Annotated in this window: 19 protein-coding genes; 8 read left to right on the forward strand and 11 right to left on the reverse strand. The window is 42.3% G+C overall.

All coding sequences use genetic code 11. From position 1 onward, the window contains the following. The first annotated feature begins 134 nt into the window (after positions 1 to 134). The 3 genes from FTU77_RS08785 (at position 135) to FTU77_RS08795 (ending at position 4,069) form a co-directional block, all read left to right on the forward strand. Positions 135 to 1,505 carry a uracil-xanthine permease family protein gene (locus FTU77_RS08785; protein WP_180055568.1) on the forward strand — a complete coding sequence of 457 codons (1,371 nt, stop codon included), beginning with the start codon at positions 135 to 137 and terminating at the stop codon, positions 1,503 to 1,505. A 66-nt stretch (positions 1,506 to 1,571) separates the two neighbouring features. After that, a complete protein-coding gene (locus FTU77_RS08790; RefSeq protein ID WP_180055569.1) occupies positions 1,572 to 2,606 on the forward strand; it encodes a methyltransferase in 1,035 nt (344 codons plus the stop codon). Continuing rightward, entirely contained in the window at positions 2,606 to 4,069 is a 1,464-nt protein-coding gene (locus FTU77_RS08795; RefSeq protein WP_180021403.1) for an amino acid permease, read from the forward strand. Before FTU77_RS08790 ends, FTU77_RS08795 begins: the two co-directional genes overlap by 1 nt. Positions 4,070 to 4,310: 241 nt before the next feature. Here FTU77_RS08795 and ligA read toward each other — a convergent pair whose 3' ends face one another. The 5 genes from ligA to FTU77_RS08820 form a co-directional block, all read right to left on the reverse strand. Continuing rightward, positions 4,311 to 6,344, reverse strand: a complete 2,034-nt coding sequence (gene ligA, locus FTU77_RS08800; protein WP_180055570.1) for an NAD-dependent DNA ligase LigA — start codon at positions 6,342 to 6,344, stop codon at positions 4,311 to 4,313. Positions 6,345 to 6,442: 98 nt separating this feature from the next. Continuing rightward, entirely contained in the window at positions 6,443 to 7,465 is a 1,023-nt protein-coding gene (locus tag FTU77_RS08805) for a cell division protein ZipA C-terminal FtsZ-binding domain-containing protein (RefSeq protein ID WP_180055571.1), read from the reverse strand. Position 7,466: 1 nt separating this feature from the next. Then, positions 7,467 to 10,916: a chromosome segregation protein SMC gene (smc, locus tag FTU77_RS08810; RefSeq protein WP_180055572.1), complete on the reverse strand. Its 3,450-nt coding sequence runs from the start codon at positions 10,914 to 10,916 to the stop codon at positions 7,467 to 7,469. Between the two features lie 10 nt (positions 10,917 to 10,926). Further along, positions 10,927 to 11,622 (reverse strand): GntR family transcriptional regulator, encoded by a 696-nt coding sequence (locus FTU77_RS08815; protein WP_180021411.1) that lies wholly within the window; start codon positions 11,620 to 11,622, stop codon positions 10,927 to 10,929. Between the two features lie 147 nt (positions 11,623 to 11,769). After that, positions 11,770 to 12,582, reverse strand: a complete 813-nt coding sequence (locus tag FTU77_RS08820) for a sulfite exporter TauE/SafE family protein (RefSeq protein WP_180008514.1) — start codon at positions 12,580 to 12,582, stop codon at positions 11,770 to 11,772. 29 nt (positions 12,583 to 12,611) lie between these two features. On the opposite strand from FTU77_RS08820, the gene FTU77_RS08825 reads away from it, so the two are divergent. From FTU77_RS08825 to FTU77_RS08835, 3 genes are all read left to right on the forward strand, one after another. After that, positions 12,612 to 13,367 carry a biotin--[acetyl-CoA-carboxylase] ligase gene (locus FTU77_RS08825; protein WP_180055573.1) on the forward strand — a complete coding sequence of 252 codons (756 nt, stop codon included), beginning with the start codon at positions 12,612 to 12,614 and terminating at the stop codon, positions 13,365 to 13,367. Positions 13,368 to 13,389: 22 nt separating this feature from the next. Then, on the forward strand, positions 13,390 to 14,118 hold the full coding sequence (locus FTU77_RS08830) for a type III pantothenate kinase (protein WP_180040873.1): 729 nt from the start codon (positions 13,390 to 13,392) through the stop codon (positions 14,116 to 14,118). A 225-nt stretch (positions 14,119 to 14,343) separates the two neighbouring features. Next, entirely contained in the window at positions 14,344 to 15,021 is a 678-nt protein-coding gene (locus FTU77_RS08835; protein ID WP_180055574.1) for a hypothetical protein, read from the forward strand. A 147-nt stretch (positions 15,022 to 15,168) separates the two neighbouring features. Here the strand turns inward: FTU77_RS08835 and FTU77_RS08840 are convergent, their stop codons facing one another. Continuing rightward, positions 15,169 to 15,762 carry an alpha/beta hydrolase gene (locus FTU77_RS08840; protein WP_180055575.1) on the reverse strand — a complete coding sequence of 198 codons (594 nt, stop codon included), beginning with the start codon at positions 15,760 to 15,762 and terminating at the stop codon, positions 15,169 to 15,171. Positions 15,763 to 16,045: 283 nt separating this feature from the next. Further along, entirely contained in the window at positions 16,046 to 17,449 is a 1,404-nt protein-coding gene (gene ffh, locus FTU77_RS08845; RefSeq protein ID WP_078191163.1) for a signal recognition particle protein, read from the reverse strand. Positions 17,450 to 17,587: 138 nt separating this feature from the next. Here ffh and FTU77_RS08850 point away from each other — a divergent pair, with 138 nt between their 5' ends. Beyond that, positions 17,588 to 18,397: an inner membrane protein YpjD gene (locus FTU77_RS08850; protein WP_078191164.1), complete on the forward strand. Its 810-nt coding sequence runs from the start codon at positions 17,588 to 17,590 to the stop codon at positions 18,395 to 18,397. Positions 18,398 to 18,547: 150 nt separating this feature from the next. On the opposite strand, the gene FTU77_RS08855 is transcribed toward FTU77_RS08850, so the two are convergent. Next, positions 18,548 to 18,757 (reverse strand): cold-shock protein, encoded by a 210-nt coding sequence (locus FTU77_RS08855; protein WP_067761877.1) that lies wholly within the window; start codon positions 18,755 to 18,757, stop codon positions 18,548 to 18,550. A gap of 449 nt (positions 18,758 to 19,206) precedes the next feature. Between FTU77_RS08855 and FTU77_RS08860 the strand changes: the two genes are divergently transcribed. Next, positions 19,207 to 20,139, forward strand: a complete 933-nt coding sequence (locus FTU77_RS08860) for a tRNA-dihydrouridine synthase (protein ID WP_180055576.1) — start codon at positions 19,207 to 19,209, stop codon at positions 20,137 to 20,139. Between the two features lie 92 nt (positions 20,140 to 20,231). Here FTU77_RS08860 and FTU77_RS08865 read toward each other — a convergent pair whose 3' ends face one another. From FTU77_RS08865 to FTU77_RS08875, 3 genes are all read right to left on the reverse strand, one after another. Beyond that, positions 20,232 to 20,600 (reverse strand): SseB family protein, encoded by a 369-nt coding sequence (locus FTU77_RS08865; RefSeq protein WP_180055577.1) that lies wholly within the window; start codon positions 20,598 to 20,600, stop codon positions 20,232 to 20,234. A gap of 62 nt (positions 20,601 to 20,662) precedes the next feature. Continuing rightward, the gene (locus FTU77_RS08870) at positions 20,663 to 21,316 is read right to left on the reverse strand and encodes a nuclease-related domain-containing protein (RefSeq protein WP_180055578.1); all 654 of its coding nucleotides are present in this window, start codon (positions 21,314 to 21,316) and stop codon (positions 20,663 to 20,665) included. Between the two features lie 39 nt (positions 21,317 to 21,355). Then, positions 21,356 to 21,838, reverse strand: coding sequence for a methylated-DNA--[protein]-cysteine S-methyltransferase (locus FTU77_RS08875; RefSeq protein WP_180055579.1), 483 nt, complete (start codon positions 21,836 to 21,838; stop codon positions 21,356 to 21,358).

Genomic DNA, 21,838 nt, shown 5'->3' on the forward strand with positions numbered 1-21,838 from the left:
AGAAAAAATATAGATTTTAGTAGTGACAGTTTATTGACAATGGTATTTTTTTTGACGACTGACACGGTTTAGGTTTTGTAAAGCTGTGTAAACAGATTAGAATAGCGTCACCTAGCCTTAATTTTCAGTGCCGCATGTCTGATTTAAACCAATCTCCCGAAGCAAAAGATCAACTCGATTTAGTCTATGGATTGAATGATCGACCAAAACCATTTATTGCTTTTCTCGCTGCGTTCCAGCATTTGCTCGCCATTATTGTCCCAATTGTGACGCCGGGTCTACTGATCTGTTTGGCACTCGGTGTATCAAAAGAAGATACTAATATGATTCTTTCGATGTCATTGGTGATCTCTGGTATCGCAACCTTCTTACAATGTAAAAAAGTCGGTCCATTTGGGGCAGGTCTTCTGATTGTACAAGGTACAAGTTTTAACTTTATTGGTCCAATTATTGGTATTGGTTCAGCAATGGTTGCTGCAGGTACACCAGTAGAAGCAGTGATGGCATCTATCTTTGGTGTGGTGATCGCGGGTTCATTTATTGAAATGGGTGTGTCACAAATCTTACCTTGGGTGAAAAAATTAATTACCCCACTTGTCACAGGTATTGTGGTGCTCTTGATCGGTCTGACCTTAATTAAAGAAGGTCTGATCAGTATGGGTGGTGGTTATCAAGCCATGGGCGATAAAACCTTTGCCAATGCTGACAACCTCATCATGTCATGTACTGTTTTGGCTTTAATCATTTTACTGAACCGTGTGCGAATTACTTGGGTAAAAAGCTCTGCTATCCTGATCGCACTTGTGGTTGGTTATATCCTTGCAGGCTTTATGGGTCATTTAAACTTTGACGGTCTAAAAGATGCACCACTGGTGCAAATCCCAACTCCAATGCACTTTGGCTTAAGCTTCTCTTGGAGCTTGTTCATTCCAATGGCATTTATCTACTTGGTAACGTCTTTAGAAGCGATTGGTGATATCACCGCAACATCTAAATTGTCAAACCAAGCTGTTGATGGTCCTGAATGGATGAAGCGTATTAAAGGCGGTGTGTTAGTTAATGGTGCAAACTCATTCCTTGCAGGTATCTTTAACACTTTCCCAAGCTCTGTATTTGCACAAAATAATGGTGTAATCCAGTTAACAGGTGTTGCAAGCCGCTACGTAGGTATTTGGATTGCAGCCCTTTTAATTATTTTAGGTTTACTTCCTGCAGTTGCTGGTGTTATTCAAGCGGTTCCACAAGCCGTATTGGGTGGTGCTGTGATGGTAATGTTCGGCGCAGTTGCTGCCTCTGGTATTAATATCTTGTCAGGCATTCATTTAGACCGCCGTGCACTATTAATCATTGCAATTTCACTGGCATTGGGTCTAGGTGTTGCACAAGTGCCACAAATTCTAGAACACTTACCAGAATTGTTCCGTAATATCTTTAGTTCAGGTGTTGCAACTGGTGGTATTGCTGCCCTTATTTTGAATATTGTTCTTCCTGAAGTGAAGAAGTAAGTTCATTTGTCAAAGAACACTGCCTAGGTTCCGTCCTAGGCAGTGTTTTTTATGATGGAGAAATCTATGGATCTCACAAGTGAAGTCGTTATACGACAGATCGATTTATTACAAGATCGCGTGCTTTTCGTAAATGCACCGACAGATGACTTACTCAGTCAATTGAATGACAATATTAAGCCATCGATTTGGTGCTGGAATTTTAATGATTTTCAGTACTTTCAAAATCAACAGTCAAACGTCCATTTTGGTGTCGATTTTCCTGAAGGTCAGTTTGATCAAGCGGTTATTTTTGTTCCAAAATCAAAAGAACTGCTAAATTATTTATTACACAATGTGGCAAGTCACCTTGCTCAAGGTGCGTCTATTTTCCTCGTGGGTGAGAAAAAAGGCGGTGTTGAACGCGCAGCAAAACAATTACAACCCTTTGGTAAAACCCTAAAAATTGATAGTGCGCGTCACTGTCAAATGTGGCAAACCCTCTTAGAAAAAACTGTAACACTCAAGCCACTACAAGATTGGGTGCAAAAATATCCAGTTGAGACTCCAAATGGTGAGCTTACGATTTGCGCATTGCCGGGTGTCTTTAGCCAGAACCGTTTAGATGTGGGTACGGCTACCTTATTGCCTTATTTATCACAAGTCACTTCGGGCAAAATTGCTGATTTCGGCTGTGGTGCGGGTGTCATCAGTGCTTATTTAGCCAAACTGAATCCTAAAAATCGTATCTTTGCCATGGATGTAGATGCTTTTGCACTGGCTTCTACACAAATGACATTTGAACAAAATTTGCTTGAACCTGAACAACTTGAGATTAAAGCGGTCACAGGAATCGAGGATGCACCACTATTTTTACATGCCGTAGTCAGCAATCCACCCTTCCATCAAGGGATTCAAACCGACTACAATGCCAGTGAAAATCTATGCAAAACTTCGCGCAGACATTTGAAGTCTGGGGGTGAGCTTTGGATTGTTGCCAACCGATTCCTCAATTATCCGACTTTAATTGAGCAGCATTATGGTCAATGTACAATCAAAGCCGACCAACAAGGATTTAAAGTCTTGTTTGCGAGCACGCAAAAAAATCTTAAGGAACAATGATGAGCGAAACTCAAAAACCAGCTCAGCTTCAGCGTAAGTTGGGTGCTCGCCATCTCAACATGATTGCAATTGGTGGATCAATTGGTACAGGTTTATTCCTTGCCTCAGGTGCAACCATTGCCAATGCAGGCCCGGGTGGCGCCCTGCTTGCATACTGCTTAATTGGTATCATGATTTACTTCTTGATGACCAGTCTAGGTGAGCTTGCAACACATAATCCAACTTCGGGTGCATTCTTTACCTACGGCACTAAATATGTCGAGGGTGGTTTCGGCTTCGCTTTGGGTTGGAACTATTGGTACAACTGGGCGATTACCGTGGCATTTGAATTGGTTGCAGTCCAATTCATTATGAAATTCTGGTTTCCAGATATTCCGGGCTTTTACTGGAGTGCAATTTTCCTCGCAATCGTCTTTGCCATTAATGCGCTGACCGTAAAAGGCTTCGGTGAATCCGAATTCTTCTTCTCGCTTGTTAAAGTGCTCGCAATTGTTGCCTTTATCATTATCGGCCTGTTTATGATTGGTAAAATCATGCTGACACCGGGCGTAGAAACATTTGCCAACTGGACCAAGGGTGAAGCCCCATTTGTCGGCGGTTTATCTGCCTTGATTGGTGTGGCCATGATTGCCGGTTTCTCTTTCCAAGGGACTGAAATGGTTGGTGTGGCTGCAGGTGAATCGAAAGATCCTGAAAAGACCATTCCTATTGCCATCAAGCAAATTTTCTGGCGTATCTTGTTGTTTTATATCGTGTGTATCTTTATTATCGGCACTCTCATTGCCTATGATGACCCACGTTTATTACAAGCAGCATCTACTGAAAATATTGCACTTTCACCATTTACCTTACTGTATGAAAAAGCAGGTTTTGCTTTTGCTGCATCGGTGATGAATGCGGTGATCTTGACTGCGATTTTATCAGCGGGTAACTCTGGTATGTACTCCTCTACTCGTATGCTGTTTGATATGGCACGTAAAGGCAGTGCGCCGAAAGTCTTTGGTCGCTTAGATGCACGTGGCGTACCGATGAATGCGCTTTATGCAACAACGGCGATTGCGGCACTGTGCTTCTTAACCACTTTTATCGGTGAACAAGCGGTATTTAACTGGTTACTGAACATGTCAGGTATGTGTGGCTTTATTGTGTGGCTCGGTATTGCAGTTTCACATTATCGCTTCCGTAAAGGCTACTTGGCTCAAGGCAATAAATTAGAAGATCTTGCTTACCGTGCAAAATTCTTCCCATTTGCACCGTGGTTTGCCTTTATTTTGTGTGCCATCGTGGTCCTTGGTCAGAACTATCAAGCCGTTTTAGATGGTGAGTGGTTAGCCGTTGTTTCTACCTATATTGGTATTTTCTTATTCCTTGCCATTTGGTTCGGTTATAAGTGGAAACACAAAACCAAGTTAGTTTCATATCAAGAAATGGATGTAAAACCAATGAAAGTTGATCAAGAATAATGTGATCACTGAATAAAAAAAGCAGCTCCTAAGCTGCTTTTTTTATGGCTAAAATTGTATCTCAATACATTCACGCTTTAACAAAATGCTTAGTGAGTAATGTTGAGGAATGATGTCTGATCTATCATCAACAACTGATAGGCTGACGCAATCATGTTAAGCAGCAAAATAAAAACGCCCAATGCAATGCATCAGGCGTTTGTTCAAAAGTAACTACGTTTTCAGGTTTGATTTTCAATACTTAAGAAGCATTATGCTGTTGTACAAAGGCAATGAACTCTTCTTCGCTCATCACAGGTACACCCAGCTTTTCAGCCTTTTCTAATTTAGAACCTGCCTTTTCACCCGCAACTACACATTTGGTTTTACCTGAAACACTACCACTGACACGTGCGCCTAAAGCTTGTAGCATTTGCGTCGCTTCATCACGCCCCATGGTGCTCAGAGTCCCTGTAATCACCCAACTTTCGCCATTCAGTGGCTGACGACTTGGCGCAACCGGTGCATCCCAATGAATCCCTGCTGCCAACAAACGATCAACCACTTCGAGATTATGCGGCGCTTGGAAAAAGTCGACTATCCATTCTGCGGTAATATCACCAACGTCTGGCGTTTTTTTCAAGGATTCGAGATCTGCATGGCGAATCGCATCAAAGGTTTGGAAGGTATTGGCGAGCATGCGTGCCGTGGTTTCACCCACGCCTCGAATGCCGAGTGCATAAATAAATGCACCTAGTGTCGTTTTCTTACTATTTTCAATGGAATCGATAAGGTTTTGAACCGACTTCTCACCCATTTTTTCAATGGTCAGTAATTTTTCACGATGCGCATGCAAGCTATAAATATCAGCAACATCTTTGAGCAGATCCAAATGTAAAAGTGATTCCGCCCAACGGTCGCCTAAGCCCTCAATGTCCATAGCTTTACGTGATACAAAGTGACGAATCGCCTCAATACGCTGTGCAGCACAGTACAAACCACCTGAACAACGTGCCAAAGCTTCACCTTCTGGCATTACCACTGGAGATGCACAGACTGGGCAACATGCAGGCAACTGAACTTCTACCGTATCTACAGGACGGAATTCAGGCCATACTTTTTCCACTTTTGGAATCACATCGCCACTACGGTAGACACTGACCGTATCTCCTACACGTACATCTAAACGATGAATTTCACCAATATTATGTAGAGTGACATTGGAAACCGTTACGCCACCGACTGCCACTGGATTTAAACGTGCGACTGGAGTTAAAGTCCCTGTACGCCCCACTTGCCAATCAATATTTTCAACCGTCGTGAGCGCTGCGACTGCAGGGAATTTATATGCCGTTGCCCAACGTGGTTCACGACTTAAAAAACCCAATGTTTGCTGTTGCATTAGGCTGTTTACCTTAATCACCATGCCATCAATTTCAACGCTCAGGCTTGGACGATCAATGATCATTTGCTCATACGCAGCTTGTACGTCCTGAATGCTATCACAAATAAAGTGACGTTCACCGACAGCAAAACCAAACTGCGTCAACCATTCTAAGCTATCAGACATGGTGGTTTGACCATGATGTGGTTCGCACTGTGCAATGCCATAGGCATAAAAAGCCAATGGACGTGAAGCCGCAATTGCAGGGTCGAGTTGACGTAAGCTTCCTGCTGCTGCATTTCGTGGATTGGCAAAGGTTTTTTCACCTTTGGCTTCGTTTTCAGCATTGAGCTTTTCAAAGCCTGACTTTGGCATCAGGACTTCACCGCGAACTTCAAGCAGACTTGGAATTTCAGTCTGTGTAGAAGTCAGTACTTTAGGTAAATTACGAATAGTTTTTACATTTTGGGTAATGTCTTCCCCTGTTTCACCATCACCCCGTGTCACACCACGGACTAAAATGCCATTTTCATACCAAAGAGAAATGGCCAGCCCATCAAATTTTAATTCGACATCATATTCAATTTTTTGATTCGGTAAGCGTTCTTCCGCACGACGGGCAAAGGCAAATAAATCTTCTGCATTAAACACATTACCTAATGACAACATAGGCACTGCATGGGTTACAGATTCAAACTTAGACAAGGCCTTTCCACCCACTTTTGTGGTTGGTGTATCAGGTTGTACTAAATCAGGGTATTGCTCTTCTAAGGCTTTTAATTGGTGAAAAAGTTGATCATATTCACTGTCCTCAATTTCTGGCGTGTCCATGACATAGTAGGCATGGTTATGTTTCGCCAAGAGTTGAATCAGTTGTCGCATCTGTGCAACGACAGTGGATTGTTGTGTCATACATTCACCATAAAAAAGGGCGGTTCATGCTCCGCCCTCAAATTTCATTATCTGTTGCTATTATAGAAACCCACTCGGTGAGTTTCAATCAAAGACGCTTAGACTTCGATGGCTTGACCTTGACGATAATCAATCGCTTGATGACGCCAATGTTCACGCATCTGCGGTGTAAATTCTTGGTTATTTTGATCATACACAGTACCGTCAATTTCACGGGCAATTAGACGTGAAATGCTATCCATGGTATCAAAGGCATTTTGTACATCGCTGTGTGGCAGCGCTAAGAAGAAAGCCAAACCTTTTACTTCTTCAGTCGATAAAGTTTCAAGATCAAAACCTTGCGCAGCGCCATCATTATTCATTTGTAATACAGAGAATAATAACTTTGTCCCTTCTTCATCATAGCGATGGAAACAGGCCATTTCGCCAAAACGCAGACCGTACTTCAGCAACACTTTTAATGCTTTTTCACCTGACAAGGCACGGCTATCCGGGAACACATTTAAGGCGATATAAGTTTCCGCAGTTGCTAAAGCACTTTCTTCATCAACAATTTTTTGTTCATGTAAATGAGCATCCAAAATACTGCTTTCTTCATCAAAATCGCTAATTTCAGCTTTTTCAATTGCACTATTTACACTAAATTCTGGTGCTTTTTCTGCAGGGACAACCTCAGCCTGAACATCCGTCACAGGAATCGCGATTTCATTGGCTACATCTGCTACAGATGTAACCGTTGTAGATTCTGTCGCAGTTTGAGCATTTTCAACTGAAACGGGATCCGTCGTAGTCGTCTCAGTCTTTGCCGTAGCCTCAACGCTCTGCTCTGCTTGTTCCGTTGCCGTTGCTTCTTGCGTTACATTCGCTTGAACAGCTTCAGTCGTTTCAACCGCTGTGACTTTTTCCTCAGCCAAAGTCGGCTCTACACGTTGCGTGGTTTCAGGTGTATTTAACTGATTTCGTACATGGCGCGGAATAACAGGTTGCTGACTATCAGGGTCAATATGTAATTCGGTGTCGAGTGATGGCGCTGCATCCGCAGGTTTACGAAACATCATTCGAATGCCCACAACCATGATAATTACAGCGATTACAATCCCAGCTATAGTGGTGATTTCCATGTTATGCCTCCGCAGCTAAACCGTATTCTTTGGCCTGCTCAATATTCACAGTCACTAATTTTGAAGTTCCTGGTTCTGGCATGGTCACACCAAGTAAGTCAGTTGCCATTGTCATTGCCAGTTTATTGTGTGTAATGTAGATAAATTGCACTTGTTCTGAAAGCTCTTTTACAAGATTACAAAATCTTCCTACATTTGCATCGTCTAAAGGTGCATCGACTTCGTCTAAAACGCAAAATGGCGCAGGATTTAGGCGGAAAATCGCAAAAACCAAAGCCAATGCGGTCAATGCCTTTTCACCACCTGACAATAATGCCAAAGAGCTATTTCGTTTACCCGGTGGTCGTGCCATCAGTTTTACACCCGATTGCCAACCATCTTCAAGGCTTAAACTTGCTTCACCACCATTAAATACTTTCGGAAACAACTCTTGAAGTTCAGCATTAACCTTATCAAAGGTGGTCATAAACAGCTTTCGCGTTTCCTGATCAATGCTTTTCATCGCGGCTTGCAGTTGTTCAACGGTCTTTTGCAAGTCATCAATTTGGTGGCTTAAATCATCGAAGCGTTTAGAAACTTCAGTATATTCTTCTGCCGCAGCCAAGTTGACTGCACCCAATTTATCAAACTGCTGCTGTGCTTTTTCTAGTTTTTGCTGATGGGATACCACATCAATGCTTAAACCTGTCAGCATTTCGCTGTTCATTTCTTTCAGCTGTTCAGAATAATGCTGAAAATCAGACTGCGCGGATTGCCAAGCCAAACGCTTTTCTTCCAATTGCGTACGCAATTTTTCATCTTGCTGTTGATGTGAATGGCGTTGTTCCGTCAATGTCTGTTGTTTGCTCTGTACGTTATTCAGTTCAAGCTGCCAGTCATTCCAGGTTTTTTGTAAACGTTCAGTGACTTGAGCCTGCTCTGAATACTGTGACTCAAGCGCAGGCAATTCTAACTGTACCGGATCGACAAATTTCTTTGCCTGCTCCATCTGTCCAATAATTTGCTGAGTTTGCGCTTTCAAAAAGACCGTGTCTTTTTCTAATAATTCAATCTGTTGTTTTGTCTGTACAGACTGACGACGCACAATTTCCAATTCTTGCTGACTGTGTAATGCCACTTGCTGAGCACTTTCCAGTGCTAGACTCAACTCTTCAACTTGGAATTGCAAGGTTTTATAATTGGGCAAAGCTTGCTCAAGCTTCATCGTCAGCGCATGCAGATCAATTTCCAAATCGTCTTTTTGCATGGCATCTTCTTCAAGCTGTGCTTCAAGTTGCTGCAATTGATCTTCTAACTGCTGCTTTTGTAAGGCAAAAGCCTGATTGGAACTTTGTACCTTCGCAATGGCAACATCAGCATTTTGAATGTCTTTTTGCCAAGTTTTTAATTGGCTGTGTTGCTGTTGCAGGTTTTGCTGTAAAGCCTGTATGGCATTTTGCAACTCAGGCAATTGGCCTTCTAGTTGTGTCAGTTTAGGCTGCTGCTCTGCAAGTAATTCAGTCAATTCATCTAAGCGAATACGGTGGCTCAATGCACCTTGCCCTGCTTGGCTGTCCTCATCATAGTCTAGACCAATCACCCAATCTGCACCGACATGATAACCATCGAGCGTGAGTATTGACTCACCAGCGGCCAGTTTAGCCTGATGACTCAATGCCACCGTCAATGTTTCGGCAATCGCGACCTGCTGCCAGATCGAAAGCTGTGGTGCTTTAATCCACGTCGCCAAAGCGTCTAATCCAACGATTTGTGCTGCGGTGTGATGACTGCCTTTGACCTGACGTGCAATACTATCTTGAAAATTATCACTGTGTCCTAAAACTTGGGCACTCAGCCATTTAGACAAAAATTTCTCGACCAGTTGCGCATGCTGTTTGCCTTGCGTGCTCAACTGCAACTGCTGCATTAAATGTTGACGCTGGCTTTGCTGCTTTGGACTGGCTTTAATCATCAATTGGTTTAGGTTTTTCTGCTCGGACAACAGCACCTGTATTTCTGACTTTAGCTGCAGCACCATATTTTTATGCTGTGCCTGCTGTTCTTGTGCAGCTGCAAGCTGTGCTTGAGTTTCGGCAACCACCTGCTCTTGTTGCGTAATTTGTTGTTCGAGCTGTTGCTTATCTTGCTGATACTGCTCCAACTCATCTTGCTGCGCCTGATGCTGAATTTGACCTCGTTGCTGTTGCAGAGTCTCACGCTGTTGCTCAATACGACCAATATTTTTGGTCAATTGTTCACTTTGCGCCAACATCTGTAGCTTTTGCTGTTGCTGCTTTTCAACTTGCCCACGGCATTGTTCAAATTGTTGAACCGCTTGTTGATGCTGAGCTTTCAAATCGGCTAACTGCTGGGTCTGTTCCTGACTACTGCTTTCTTGACGCTGTAATTGTTCAACAAATCCATCTTGCTGTTCTTGCAGCGTTTCCAGTTGTAACTCTAATAGCTGTAAACGTTCTTTGGTTTGCGCTTTTTGCTTTTCAAGCTCCACCAAACTTGCCGAATTTTGTGCAAATAAACCCTGCTTTTGCTCCAGCGTCATTTTCAACTCAGACAGTTTCTTTTCCGCCTGTTGCCATTCACTTTGTAATGGGGTGGACTGTTGAATAAGCCGTTGAAATAAAGCACTGGTGGAAGATAAGTCATGTTCTAAGGTGTTCAGCTCAGAACGAACCAATTTGAAGGTTTCCCCGAGCTCATTCATCTGAAGCGTGTATTCTTGCTGTAAACGCGTGCTTTGTTCACATTGGAAAGACAGCACTTCGATCTTAATAGTACGAATTTGGGTTTCTAATTCTTTGTACTGCACCGCCGTTTCAGACTGACGTTTTAAGGTTTTCAGCTGAGACTTTAGTTCGGATGCAATGTCTTCGAGACGTTCTAAGTTTTGAGTGGTGTGTTCAAGATGCTGTAAAGTTTCACGACGACGGGCTTGATAGCGAGAAACCCCTGCGGCTTCTTCAATATACACGCGCATTTCTTCAGGTTTGGCATCGACCAAACGGTTGATCATGCCCTGTTCAATAATCGCATACGAACGCGGACCTAAACCGGTACCTAAGAAAATATCGGTAATATCACGACGGCGGCATTTGGTGCCATTGAGGAAATATTCGGATTTACCATCACGATTGACCTGACGGCGAACTGCCAGTTCAGTATATGCATTATAAGCACCACCTAACTTGCCATAGGTATTATCAAAACGCAGTTCAACACTCGCCATCCCGACTGGTTTACGCTTTGCCGTTCCGGTAAAAATAACATCTTGCATGGTGGCACCTCGCAATTGACGGGCACTGGATTCACCCATAACCCAACGAATGGCATCAATCACATTGGATTTACCACAGCCGTTCGGTCCAACAACCGCACTACGGTTGCCTTCAAATTTTAGAGTTGTGCTATCGGCAAAAGATTTGAAGCCGGAAAGTTTTAAACTGCTTAAACGCATAATGTCCTGATCAGCGGCGTGAACGTCTCGCCCACGCTAATTCGATTTGTTTCATCCGTGTTAGTGATTCCAACACAAGGTTGCGTAAGTGTCGACAAAAATCTTCCATAAATAAAGTGGCTTGATGTGATTTTCTGATTAAAACTGCATCAGTCACCAATTTAAACAAATCAAAAGATTCTTGTATTTCACGTCGTGAAATATTCAGTGTCAGGAAATAACTACGTCTGAGTGATGGCAACAATTCTTGGTAATAACGCATCAGGTAGGTATTTCCCACCATTTCATGCTGACGAGCCATGCCCTGAAAAATCAGATCATAAAACTTTTCGGTATTGCCTTGGCGAGTTTCTACGTCTAATTGTTCAAGTAATAACTGAATACGCTCAGCTTCATGGCTACGCCACGTTTCCGCCATACGATGCACAATTTGACCCAACAATAATGCTGCAATATCAAATAATGAGCGCACTTGTAAAGCCGACATTTCAGAGACTAAGGCGCCACGTCGCGGGTAGATTTCAATGAGTTGGGTCCGTTCTAAAATCAATAAAGCTTCACGAACAGAGCCACGGCTCACATCCAATTCGGCCGCGATTCTGAGTTCCTGAATACGCTCGCCTTCGACCAACTCACCGCGAATGATTTGTTCACCGATGTGTTTGGCAATTTGTTCTGATAAACTGTCCGCTTCTTGTTGTTGCATACTGTTCCTATCTTTTTTTTATAAGATGCAATGTTCAGATTTACACTCAATCTATTTGCATTAGAAACGATAAGCAACCTAATTGAACATGACATTGTCTGACAATCTTGTGTCAACAAAGCCAATTTTGTCAGTCAAAACGGACAATCAAGCGCCAAAGGCTTGCACACCTTGGTAAATAAAATAGCAACCAACTGTTGTTAATAAACATGCAAAACAACGCTTTAGCATAAATGGCGACAACATATGAGCCACTTTCGCACCCAATTTCGCAGTGATGAAGCTCATTACACTAATCCCGATAAATGCATAAATATGGATATAACCAATGGTATTGGGAACCACGATATCGGCTTGATGACCAAACCACATAAAGCCGAGTGCCCCAGCAATCGCAATCGGTAAACCACATGCAGCAGACGTTGCGACTGCTTTTTGCATAATGACGCCATTTTTATTCAAATACGGGACGGTTAAGCTGCCACCACCAATACCGAAAATCGCAGAGGCAATCCCAATGCCACCGCCTGCTGCCATTTGCATGGCTTGTGAGGGTAAATGTTTATTCGGATCGACAGGTGTCGCAGCACCGCGAAACATTTTAAAGGCCACCCAGACTGCAAAAAAGCCGATTAACAGTTGCAAACCCTGCCCTGAGAGATAATCTGCAATGCCTGCACCGAGAAATGAACCGATCACCAAACCCGGTGCCAAATTCCGAAAGACATTCCACAGCACTGCACCTTTTTTATGATGAGCCGAAACCGAACTGAGTGAGGTCACAATAATCGTGGCCAAAGACGTGCCTACTGCCATGTGCATAATCACACTGGGGTCATACTGAAGTTGGGTAAAGACAATGAATAAAATTGGCACAATAATCAGGCCACCGCCCACACCAAATAGCCCCGCAGCGAAACCAGCGATTGCACCAATCAGTAAATATATGATTAACTCCATCAATATTATTCCACAACTCTCAGATTCAAATGGATTTAGAGACCAGACACTTACAGCAATTGCTGAGCACAGTACCTCAACCGCCTGAAGTTTTATTACTGAAGCCCATTACCACATCGACCAATGACGATGTCCGTGAGATTGCCAAAAAAGGCATTCAAGATGTTTTGGTATGCAGTGAACAACAGACTCAAGGCCGTGGGCAACGCGATCATCAATGGGTCTCACCCGTTGGTAATATCTATTTAAGCACATTGCTGAATTTACAGACAGCAATAGATGGACGGCTTGCACTTGAAATTGCCTTAAATATCTTGCAAATGCCAAGTTTGCAAAATCTCCCTTTACAAGTGAAATGGCCCAATGACCTATATAGCCCACAAGGCAAATGGGGCGGGATTTTGATTGAACCGATTTCGCCACATCAAGCGATCGTCGGCGTGGGCATGAACTTATTTCCGATTCCATCTGCAGGAATTGAGCAACGTGCAACCTCGTTATCTGAACTCGGACTTCCCTCGCCAAACCGTTTGCAGTTAATTGCTGAACTCTATGCCGCGATTCAACTTGCAGGTGAATGGTTCGATCATAACTGCTACAACCTCGCTGCACGATTCAACCATTATGCTGCATTTATGCAACAGCCCGTTGAACTTGAACACCTGCAAGGCAAAAGCCAAGGTCGCTTTCTCGGCATTGAAAATGATGGTTCGATCAACATCCAAACCTCGCAGCGCTTAGAAAATTATTTCCAAGGCCGCTTACGTTTAGCAGATCAATCATAAACAGGATTGCAAAGGCCTACTGATGAAAAAATTATGGCTCGATGTCGGTAATACCCGGCTGAAATACTGGATTACCGAATACGATCAAATCATAGAGCATGCTGCGGAACTACATTTACAGTCGCCTGCCGAACTACTTCTCGGTTTGATCCAACACTTTAAAAGTTTGGACTTAGATCAGGTCGGGATTTCTTCAGTACTCGACAAGAAAAATAATGATCGGATTCAAAAAATTCTTAAATTTTTAGCCGTTCCTGTCACTATTGCCAAAGTACATGCCGAATATGCGGGCTTACGCTGTGCATATGAAGACACCAGTAAATTCGGGATCGACCGTTGGCTGCAAATGCTGGCTGTGGTCAAAGACCCTACACAAAAATACTGTGTCATTAGCTGTGGCACGGCACTCACCATTGACTTAACAGATGGCTTACAACATTTAGGCGGCTATATTTTGCCAAATTTGTATTTACAACGTGATTCGCTCATCCAAAACACAAAAGGCATTAAAATTCCAGATGCCACCTTTGATGAGCTGTCTCCTGGTAAAAACACCATAGACGCTGTTCATCATGGCATCTTGCTCAGCTTGGTCAGCACCATTGAAAAAGTTCTCGACAAATATCCAAGTCGGTTAATTTTAACCGGTGGCGATGCTGCGCTATTTGCACGTTATTTAGAACAATATCAGCCAGCTGTCGAAGCAGATTTGCTGCTTCGAGGCCTACAAAGTTATGTAAATGGCGTGTAATTTAGCCATTTTTTGATAGCAAACTGTGAAAGCGTGATGACCAATGGTGATCACGCTTTTTTATTGATGGTCATTTCATATAAGCGTGGTTACAAATTGTATCGCGATTCATGACCTTTTTTCGTCCAAGGAATTACAATAGCCTGCGATGATCGACAGATACATCAGCAACTTTATAATTTAAAAATGTCTTTCAAGATAGAATATAAGACGAAGAGTATAGATATGAAATTTAAGAATTTACTGGGTTTAAGCCTGCTCGCCTCTACATTATTCTTCGGCGGTTGTACCACCACACAAAATCTAGCCAACTCTAAAATCCCTGCCGAAATCAAATCACAGCTCAGCACCTCTGAAGCAGTTTTGGGCTATTTTGGAGATGAAGATAATCCTGATTACTGCGGCTGCGTATCATATATTGACTCAAGCTATTACATGACTCCAGTCAAAGACGGCTATTACCGTGTACTTTTAGGTCGTAATGCGACAGGTGATTTTTTAGTCCAAGATTTTTACCAAGAAACCAAAACCCCTCAATCCTCACCTGCTTGGGTCAAAGATCCGATGAAACTATTTAGTTTCAGTGGCAGTGACATCGAAGGCCCAGTAACGCTTTATCGCAAAAACGGCAAAGTAGAATCAACCTTTGTGAACCAAGATGGCGTGAGCATCCACGGCGAAGAGTTTTATCCAACAGGACAACGTGGCGCAGCGTATAAAGTCGATGAAAATGGCAATGATGCCTATCGCTTATGGTATGCCTCAGGAAAAATTGCGGCTGAATATGTCGTCGATACCGATGGTGAATATGTTGGTGCTTATAAAGCATGGCAGGAAGATGGTCGCGAAGCCAATGATGATATTGACGACATTCGTGAACGTGTTGCTTTAGAACTCGACTGATCTTTCAACAGTTCGAACAAACAAAAAAGGCGCAGATTGCGCCTTTTTTCTCTTCAATTGCACCAATTGCATGATTGTAATCTCAGTCTTCACTAAATACCTTATCGACAAAACACGCGATCTATAAAACACGCGCTCAAAACCTACCTAAGCCGTTAAAATCGGCTCTAACACGTGCCACAGTTGTGGAATCTCAGAAAAGCCATCTTTTGCTGTGAAATGCCCTGCTTCTTTCACTTCATAAATTTGTGCATTTATAAAATTGCCCAATTGAATCGCAACCGGTGGCGGCACGATTGGATCATTGGATGAAATCAGACTGATACAAATCGGCATATAGGTCTGTAAAACACCGCTATCCATTTTTGCACGTTGAATAAATGCGGTTAATTCAGGCTGTGTCGGTAAACTACTTTTAAAACCTGACACAAAAACGCCCGCTTTAATCCGTGTGCTATGCTGTTCAAAATATTGATTGAGATAATGCAGCGTGGTTAAGCACCCCAAACCATGTGCAATCACGATGGTATTTTCATCCAAATCTGGCATTTGCAACGCTAGAAATTTCTGCCAATGGTCAAAATCAGGTTGTGCCGCATTTGCCATCACGATGCGTCGAGAATAATGTCCTGCTTCTTGCAGCTTTCGTCCTAACCAAGGAAACCAATGATCATTCGGCGATGCATCATGACCATGAACAATATAGATCTTTTGGCTTTCTGGCGTATGCGGTGTATTCATGATTTGATTCTTATTTTAGGTGATTATTTTTAGTGAAGCTTTCAATTTGCAGTTCGGCAAATTTTCACCTCTGTTTTAAACCTTTCACCAACATGGTCTCAATGTCAATTTGGCATCTTTTTGTAATGATTTAGCTCAGTTCGGTATCTATCTGCTGGTATAGCAAGATTCCTTCATCCAGTACTTGCTATCAAATGTACCCTACCACTTTACTTGAACGCACAGTCTCGTCAAATTGCAGCCATAAAAAAAGGCGCTAAATGCGCCTTTTTTTAAGTCCAAATTACTTCGGATCTTTACTGCCGAACAATGGACCCATGCCACCGCCGCCAAATTGTTTTTGCATATTGCCTAATGATTTCATCATTTTTGCCATACCCGTTGGGTTGGCAAATTTCTTCATCATTTTCGCCATTTGCGCATGTTGCTTGATGAGTTTATTTACTTCCGCAACATCCATACCACAGCCTGCTGCAATACGTTTTTTACGGCTTGGATTCATCAAGTCTGGGTTACGACGTTCTTTAATGGTCATCGATTGAATAATTGCTTCCATTTTCTTCACTTGCTTTTCAGGATTTGCTTGTGCAATTGCATCTTGAATCCCTGAGTTGCTCATGCCTGGAAGTTTATCCAGGAAGCCCATCATGCCGCCCATTTTGTTCATTTGTTCAAACTGCATCAGCATATCTTCAAAGTTGAAGCTACCGCCTTTTTGCAGTTTTTTCGCCATTTTTTCGGCTTTTTCTTTGTCGATTTTACGTTCAACTTCTTCGACCAAAGAAAGTACGTCACCCATACCCAAAATACGCTGTGCAATACGTTCAGGATGGAATGGCTCTAGGGCATCGAGTTTTTCACCCATACCCAAGAATTTAATCGGCTTGCCAGTAATGGCACGAACAGAAAGTGCTGCACCACCACGTGCATCACCATCCGTTTTTGTCAGGATCACACCGGTTAAAGGCAAGGCATCATTAAAGGCTTTTGCCGTATTCGCCGCATCCTGACCGGTCATGGCATCAACCACGAACAATGTTTCAGTCGGCTTAATTGCTGCATGAAGCTCTTTAATTTCATCCATCATTTCGTCGTCTACATGTAAACGACCTGCTGTATCGACAATCAAGACATCAGCAAATTGAATTTTTGCTTGCTCGATCGCACGATTTGCGATGGTAATCGGTTTTTCGTCTGCGCTTGATTCAAAGAAAATCGCGCCAACTTCACCTGCAACCGTTTGTAGCTGTTTAATCGCCGCTGGACGATAAACGTCGGCAGACACCATTGCTACTTTTTTCTTTTGACGCTCTTGTAAGAAACGTGCAAGTTTTGCCGCAGTAGTTGTTTTACCCGCACCTTGTAAACCTGCAAGAAGCACAACAACTGGTGGTTTTGCCGCTAGGTCTAGGCTTTCATTCGCCTCACCCATCATTTTGGTCAATTCGTCATGAACGATTTTGACGAAAGCCTGCCCCGGTGATAACTGAGTCATCACTTCTTGGCCCAATGCTTCTTCCTTAACTTTCGCGATGAATTCACGAGTTACAGGTAACGCAACATCGGCTTCAAGAAGTGCCATACGTACTTCGCGTAACGTATCTTTAATATTGTCTTCGGTTAGCTGCCCTGAGCCAGTAACATTTCTTAAACTCTGCGTGAGTCGTTCTGTTAAGGTATCAAACATTGCAAAATCCGCTTAAAATAGCCATGAGCAAAAAATTGTTTCTTAAAATAGAAAATTTATGCATAGAATGCTATAGGATACTTTAGTTCTTGCAGAATTTATATAAATGAATATTCAACATCCTGAAAAAGGTTTGACATGATCAGTCTCCCCTTGGTTTACACGATCCTAGCATTAATCGCTTATACCACGTCTTTTTGGTATTTATTCAGCCATTTAATGTCTAAACGTGCGCCGAACCATTGGTTTATTGGTGTTGTACTTGGTTTAGGCATGTTATTGCATGCAGGTGTTTTATATAACGACATGTTGACGCCTATGGGTGTGAACTATGACGTGTTCAACCTGATGTCATTTACTTCAGGTCTCATGCTATTACTCAGTGTGTTATTTAGTACCTATCGGCCTGTGCTTGCGATGAACCTGTTGGGCATTCCTGTGGCAGCAACGGGGTTGATTTTAGGCTTTGCATTTAGTCGACAAAATCAATTCATAGAGCAACATTCACTGGGTTTAGACATCCATATTATTTTGTCGCTTTCCGCGTATGCCGTCCTACTGATGGCAACTATTCAAGCGGTCATTTTGCGTTTACAAGACCGTGAACTGAAAAACAAGCAGAAAAAACGTGTATGGGTGAGCCTGCTTCCATCCTTCCAAGCCATGGAATCTTTACTATTTGATTTATTGATTGCTGGTTTTGCACTACTGACCGTGGCACTTGGGTTTGGTTTCTTCACCATCGATAACTTCTTTGCACAGCATTTGGCGCATAAAACTGCCTTTAGCATTATTTCATGGTTCGTCTATGGAGCTTTGCTCATTGGACACTATCGATTTGGTTGGCGTGGTCAAAAAGCCATTCGCTTTACCATTATTGGTTTTTGTCTCTTGGCAGTTGGCTTTATTGGTTCTAAGTTTATTTTAGAAATGGTTTTGGGCCGCTAAGTCGACGATGAAACAATTTTAAGTTTTATTAAGAAGTAAGTTTTATTACGAAGGGAGCTAAGGCTCTCTTTTTTATAGCTTGATTATTCACACAGAAATAACAGGCATAAAAAAAGCGCTATACAGCGCTTTTTTTTCATTACGTCTAAATTATAGAGCAACGATGTTTACAGCATTCGGGCCTTTTTGACCTTGAGCGATGCTGAAAGAAACCTTTTGGCCTTCTTGCAAAGTTTTGAAGCCAGAACCAGTGATTTCGCTGAAGTGAGCAAAAACGTCAGGACCGTTGTCTTGTGCAATAAAACCGAAACCTTTAGTTTCGTTGAACCATTTAACTGTACCAGTAACTGTATTAGACATAATAATACCTATTAATTTGTTGATTTAGCCATTGGATGATGACTGACTATAACTTGGAAAATAATAAAGAATTGAACTTCATTTCTGTAAAAAACGAAGGATTATGACTAACACTGCGATACTTAAAGAAAATTTACGAAACAATACTTTTTTTCTAGTTGCAGCCATCATACATGAAATCTTAAAAGATTCAAGCACAGTATATGTTGTTGATTCCATTAAAAAACAACAGTAAAAGCCATCTTCTTATTATTACTATCCATCTGTATTTACTCATTTTATTGTTTAAGTTTTATGTCAGTCAAGACTTTACGACTTTGGTCCTAATTTCACCAAATAATTACATAAAATCTTGTGATTTCGTATTCCGCATCACCAGAAGCACAAAACCTAGACATCCCTTTCAAAACCACGTATAACTCCGTTTTTCAATTTTTGGCTGTGTGACCGTGAAACTTGTTCTTGCGCCGATGGAAGGCTTAACCGACCCAATTATGCGAGATGTGTTGACGCATGTTGGGAGTTTTGACTGGTGTGTAACCGAGTTTATCCGTGTCACGGACTCTGTCCTGCCCGACCATATTTATCATAGTTATTGTCCCGAACTGAACAATGACGGCAAAACTGCAGCAGGAACACCGGTTCATGTGCAGTTCTTAGGTAACAATCCGACCATGCTCGCGGCAAATGCTGTACGCGCAGTAGAACTTGGTGCACCTGCGATTGATATGAACTTTGGTTGCCCTGCAAAAACCGTCAACCGCCACCGTGGTGGTTCAGTTCTGCTAGATGAACCTGAAGTGGTGTATGAGCTAGTCAAAGCTGTGCGTGACGCCGTTCCGAGTCATATTCCTGTATCAGCAAAAATGCGTTTGGGTTATATGGACCGTAACTTCACAATGGAAAATGCGCATGCCATCGAAGATGCCGGAGCTGCATGGGTTACAGTCCATGCGCGAACCAAAGCCGATGGTTATACCCCGCCTGCCTTTTGGGATCAGTTGCAACCCATTCGTGAAGCATTGAAAATCAATGTGATTGCCAACGGTGAAATTTGGAATAATGCCGATGCCAAACAGTGCCAACTCGAATCAGGTTGTGAAGACCTAATGATTGGTCGTGCTGCGGTGACCACTCCTGACATTACACAGTGTATCCGTCGTAATACCGATGAACCGCTGATTACATGGCATGAACTACTTGGATTACAAATTCGTTTCTTAAATGGCTCGTATAAAAAAGAAATGAATATGGTCGGTCGTTATAAACAATGGCTCGGCATGATGTCGAAGCACTATCCAGAAGCCAAAGTCCTTTGGGATGAAGTAAAACGTGTCAAACCACTTGATGAAATCGTGCAAAAACTCAAAGCCGGTATGTAAGTTTTAAAGCACATCGCCCAATATGAAAACGAAAAAGTGTGAAAACAGCTATCTAAGCGTAGCCGCAGAGCCTTTGATTACACCTACAGTGTTCAAAGGCTTTGTTGTGTGGCAAACTCTAAAATTGCATCGATCTCATCTGCCAAAAACTCTTTCGGATGTTCCGAAGTCGGGTTCATCACCAAGCTTGCGCCTTTGGTAATGGCAAACAATTTTTCAGCACTGATCATGACAAATTCTGCGTCTGCGCCAACATCCTGTTGAAGCATCGCAAGACTCAGAAAGAATGGAATGGCTTGCTCGCCCTGCTCCGTTTCCATCAATTGAAAATGCAGATGCTGCTCAGCATCACGCTCACCCAGACAATACACTTGGCTGGCTAAAAGTTGCTGATAAAAGTCTTGGTATTGCTCAGGATGATCTAAAGTCGATTCATAAAGATGTTGCAGCGTGTCGTTCATTGTTATTGTCCGTCTATTTTTATCAGTCAGATACTGTTCACAATCCACAGCATACAGGAAGTTTATGAATTATGCCGTTGATTTAAATCCTCAATGTGCTGTCGATTTGTTTTCCACGACTTTTCTAAAATTTCTTTTTCTAAACGTAACTGTATTCGTTTAAGTTTCATTTCAGAGATCACGGGTTGCTGAAAAGTTTGAACATAGTCCACCCAAGCTGTACCCCGAAAAACATTCGACGGCATCTCTGTTTTAAACACCGCTTCAGGCATAAAAACAATCACAGAATGCATATTGTCTTTATCCACAATATCGCTCAGCACCTGCTCTAACACTTTCATATGTTTATAATTTTGGTGAATCGGATTTTGAAATTTGAAACTTTTTTTATAAATCTTTTGCGTCCATTGTTTTTGTCTCTCGCCCCCAAAAATCCAGCCCTTATAGTTTTTAGTTTCAATCACAAACACACCAAATGGGCTTAACAGAAGATGATCAATTTGAGTCGTAGCTCCTTCACCATCTGGTAAGGTCAAATCATTTAACAATATATAATGGTCTTTCAAATAAAGTTTGACATGAACAGCGACAGCAAACTCCCCCATTTTCCCCTTTAAATAAGGTTTAAATGCTTTGATTGCCCCCACAATCAGTAACAATGGAATTAACCACCACAACGTCGAAATGAGGGGTGCAAAAAATTGAGAAATATTCATCGATTTGATTCATTATTTTAAATAAGTATATTTTCTATTTTATTGTAATTTCTCAATTTTTAACAATATTTCTTTCTTTTCTAGACCACCAGCAAAACCCACTAATTTTCCATTTGCGCCCACGACACGATGACAGGGTGCAATAATTGAAATTGGATTTTTACCATTGGCTGCACCGACAGCACGTACGGCTTTGACATTGCCGATCTGCGCTGCAATTTGTTTATAACTGCGAGTTTCTCCAAAAGGAATCGTCAATAAAGCTTGCCAAACTTGTTGCTGAAATGCGGTACCTTCAAAGTCTAGCGGCAAGTCAAATTGCTGTCTTTTACCCGCAAAATATTCATTTAATTGCTGTGCGGTTTTGAGCAAAATTGGGTGTTGTAGATCTTCAACCAAAGCCGCCAATCGCACACGATTTGGATTTTCATTTTCCCAAAGGACAGCCACCAATGCGGTTTCATGTGCAACAAGTTTTAATTGTCCAACGGGTGAATCTAAAAACTGATAAGAAAGTTGCAT

Source organism: Acinetobacter sp. YH12142 (assembly GCF_013418435.1).
Taxonomy (GTDB): Bacteria; Pseudomonadota; Gammaproteobacteria; order Pseudomonadales; family Moraxellaceae; genus Acinetobacter; species Acinetobacter amyesii.

What these genes read in the sequence shown, in the direction of transcription:
- FTU77_RS08785 (WP_180055568.1), top strand. Translation starts at nt 135, where the DNA reads ATGTCTGATTTAAACCAATCTCCCGAAGCAAAAGATCAACTCGATTTA.
- FTU77_RS08790 (WP_180055569.1), top strand. Translation starts at nt 1,572, where the DNA reads ATGGATCTCACAAGTGAAGTCGTTATACGACAGATCGATTTATTACAA.
- FTU77_RS08795 (WP_180021403.1), top strand. Translation starts at nt 2,606, where the DNA reads ATGAGCGAAACTCAAAAACCAGCTCAGCTTCAGCGTAAGTTGGGTGCT.
- ligA (WP_180055570.1), bottom strand. Translation starts at nt 6,344, where the DNA reads ATGACACAACAATCCACTGTCGTTGCACAGATGCGACAACTGATTCAA.
- FTU77_RS08805 (WP_180055571.1), bottom strand. Translation starts at nt 7,465, where the DNA reads ATGGAAATCACCACTATAGCTGGGATTGTAATCGCTGTAATTATCATG.
- smc (WP_180055572.1), bottom strand. Translation starts at nt 10,916, where the DNA reads ATGCGTTTAAGCAGTTTAAAACTTTCCGGCTTCAAATCTTTTGCCGAT.
- FTU77_RS08815 (WP_180021411.1), bottom strand. Translation starts at nt 11,622, where the DNA reads ATGCAACAACAAGAAGCGGACAGTTTATCAGAACAAATTGCCAAACAC.
- FTU77_RS08820 (WP_180008514.1), bottom strand. Translation starts at nt 12,582, where the DNA reads ATGGAGTTAATCATATATTTACTGATTGGTGCAATCGCTGGTTTCGCT.
- FTU77_RS08825 (WP_180055573.1), top strand. Translation starts at nt 12,612, where the DNA reads ATGGATTTAGAGACCAGACACTTACAGCAATTGCTGAGCACAGTACCT.
- FTU77_RS08830 (WP_180040873.1), top strand. Translation starts at nt 13,390, where the DNA reads ATGAAAAAATTATGGCTCGATGTCGGTAATACCCGGCTGAAATACTGG.
- FTU77_RS08835 (WP_180055574.1), top strand. Translation starts at nt 14,344, where the DNA reads ATGAAATTTAAGAATTTACTGGGTTTAAGCCTGCTCGCCTCTACATTA.
- FTU77_RS08840 (WP_180055575.1), bottom strand. Translation starts at nt 15,762, where the DNA reads ATGAATACACCGCATACGCCAGAAAGCCAAAAGATCTATATTGTTCAT.
- ffh (WP_078191163.1), bottom strand. Translation starts at nt 17,449, where the DNA reads ATGTTTGATACCTTAACAGAACGACTCACGCAGAGTTTAAGAAATGTT.
- FTU77_RS08850 (WP_078191164.1), top strand. Translation starts at nt 17,588, where the DNA reads ATGATCAGTCTCCCCTTGGTTTACACGATCCTAGCATTAATCGCTTAT.
- FTU77_RS08855 (WP_067761877.1), bottom strand. Translation starts at nt 18,757, where the DNA reads ATGTCTAATACAGTTACTGGTACAGTTAAATGGTTCAACGAAACTAAA.
- FTU77_RS08865 (WP_180055577.1), bottom strand. Translation starts at nt 20,600, where the DNA reads ATGAACGACACGCTGCAACATCTTTATGAATCGACTTTAGATCATCCT.
- FTU77_RS08870 (WP_180055578.1), bottom strand. Translation starts at nt 21,316, where the DNA reads ATGAATATTTCTCAATTTTTTGCACCCCTCATTTCGACGTTGTGGTGG.
- FTU77_RS08875 (WP_180055579.1), bottom strand. Translation starts at nt 21,838, where the DNA reads ATGCAACTTTCTTATCAGTTTTTAGATTCACCCGTTGGACAATTAAAA.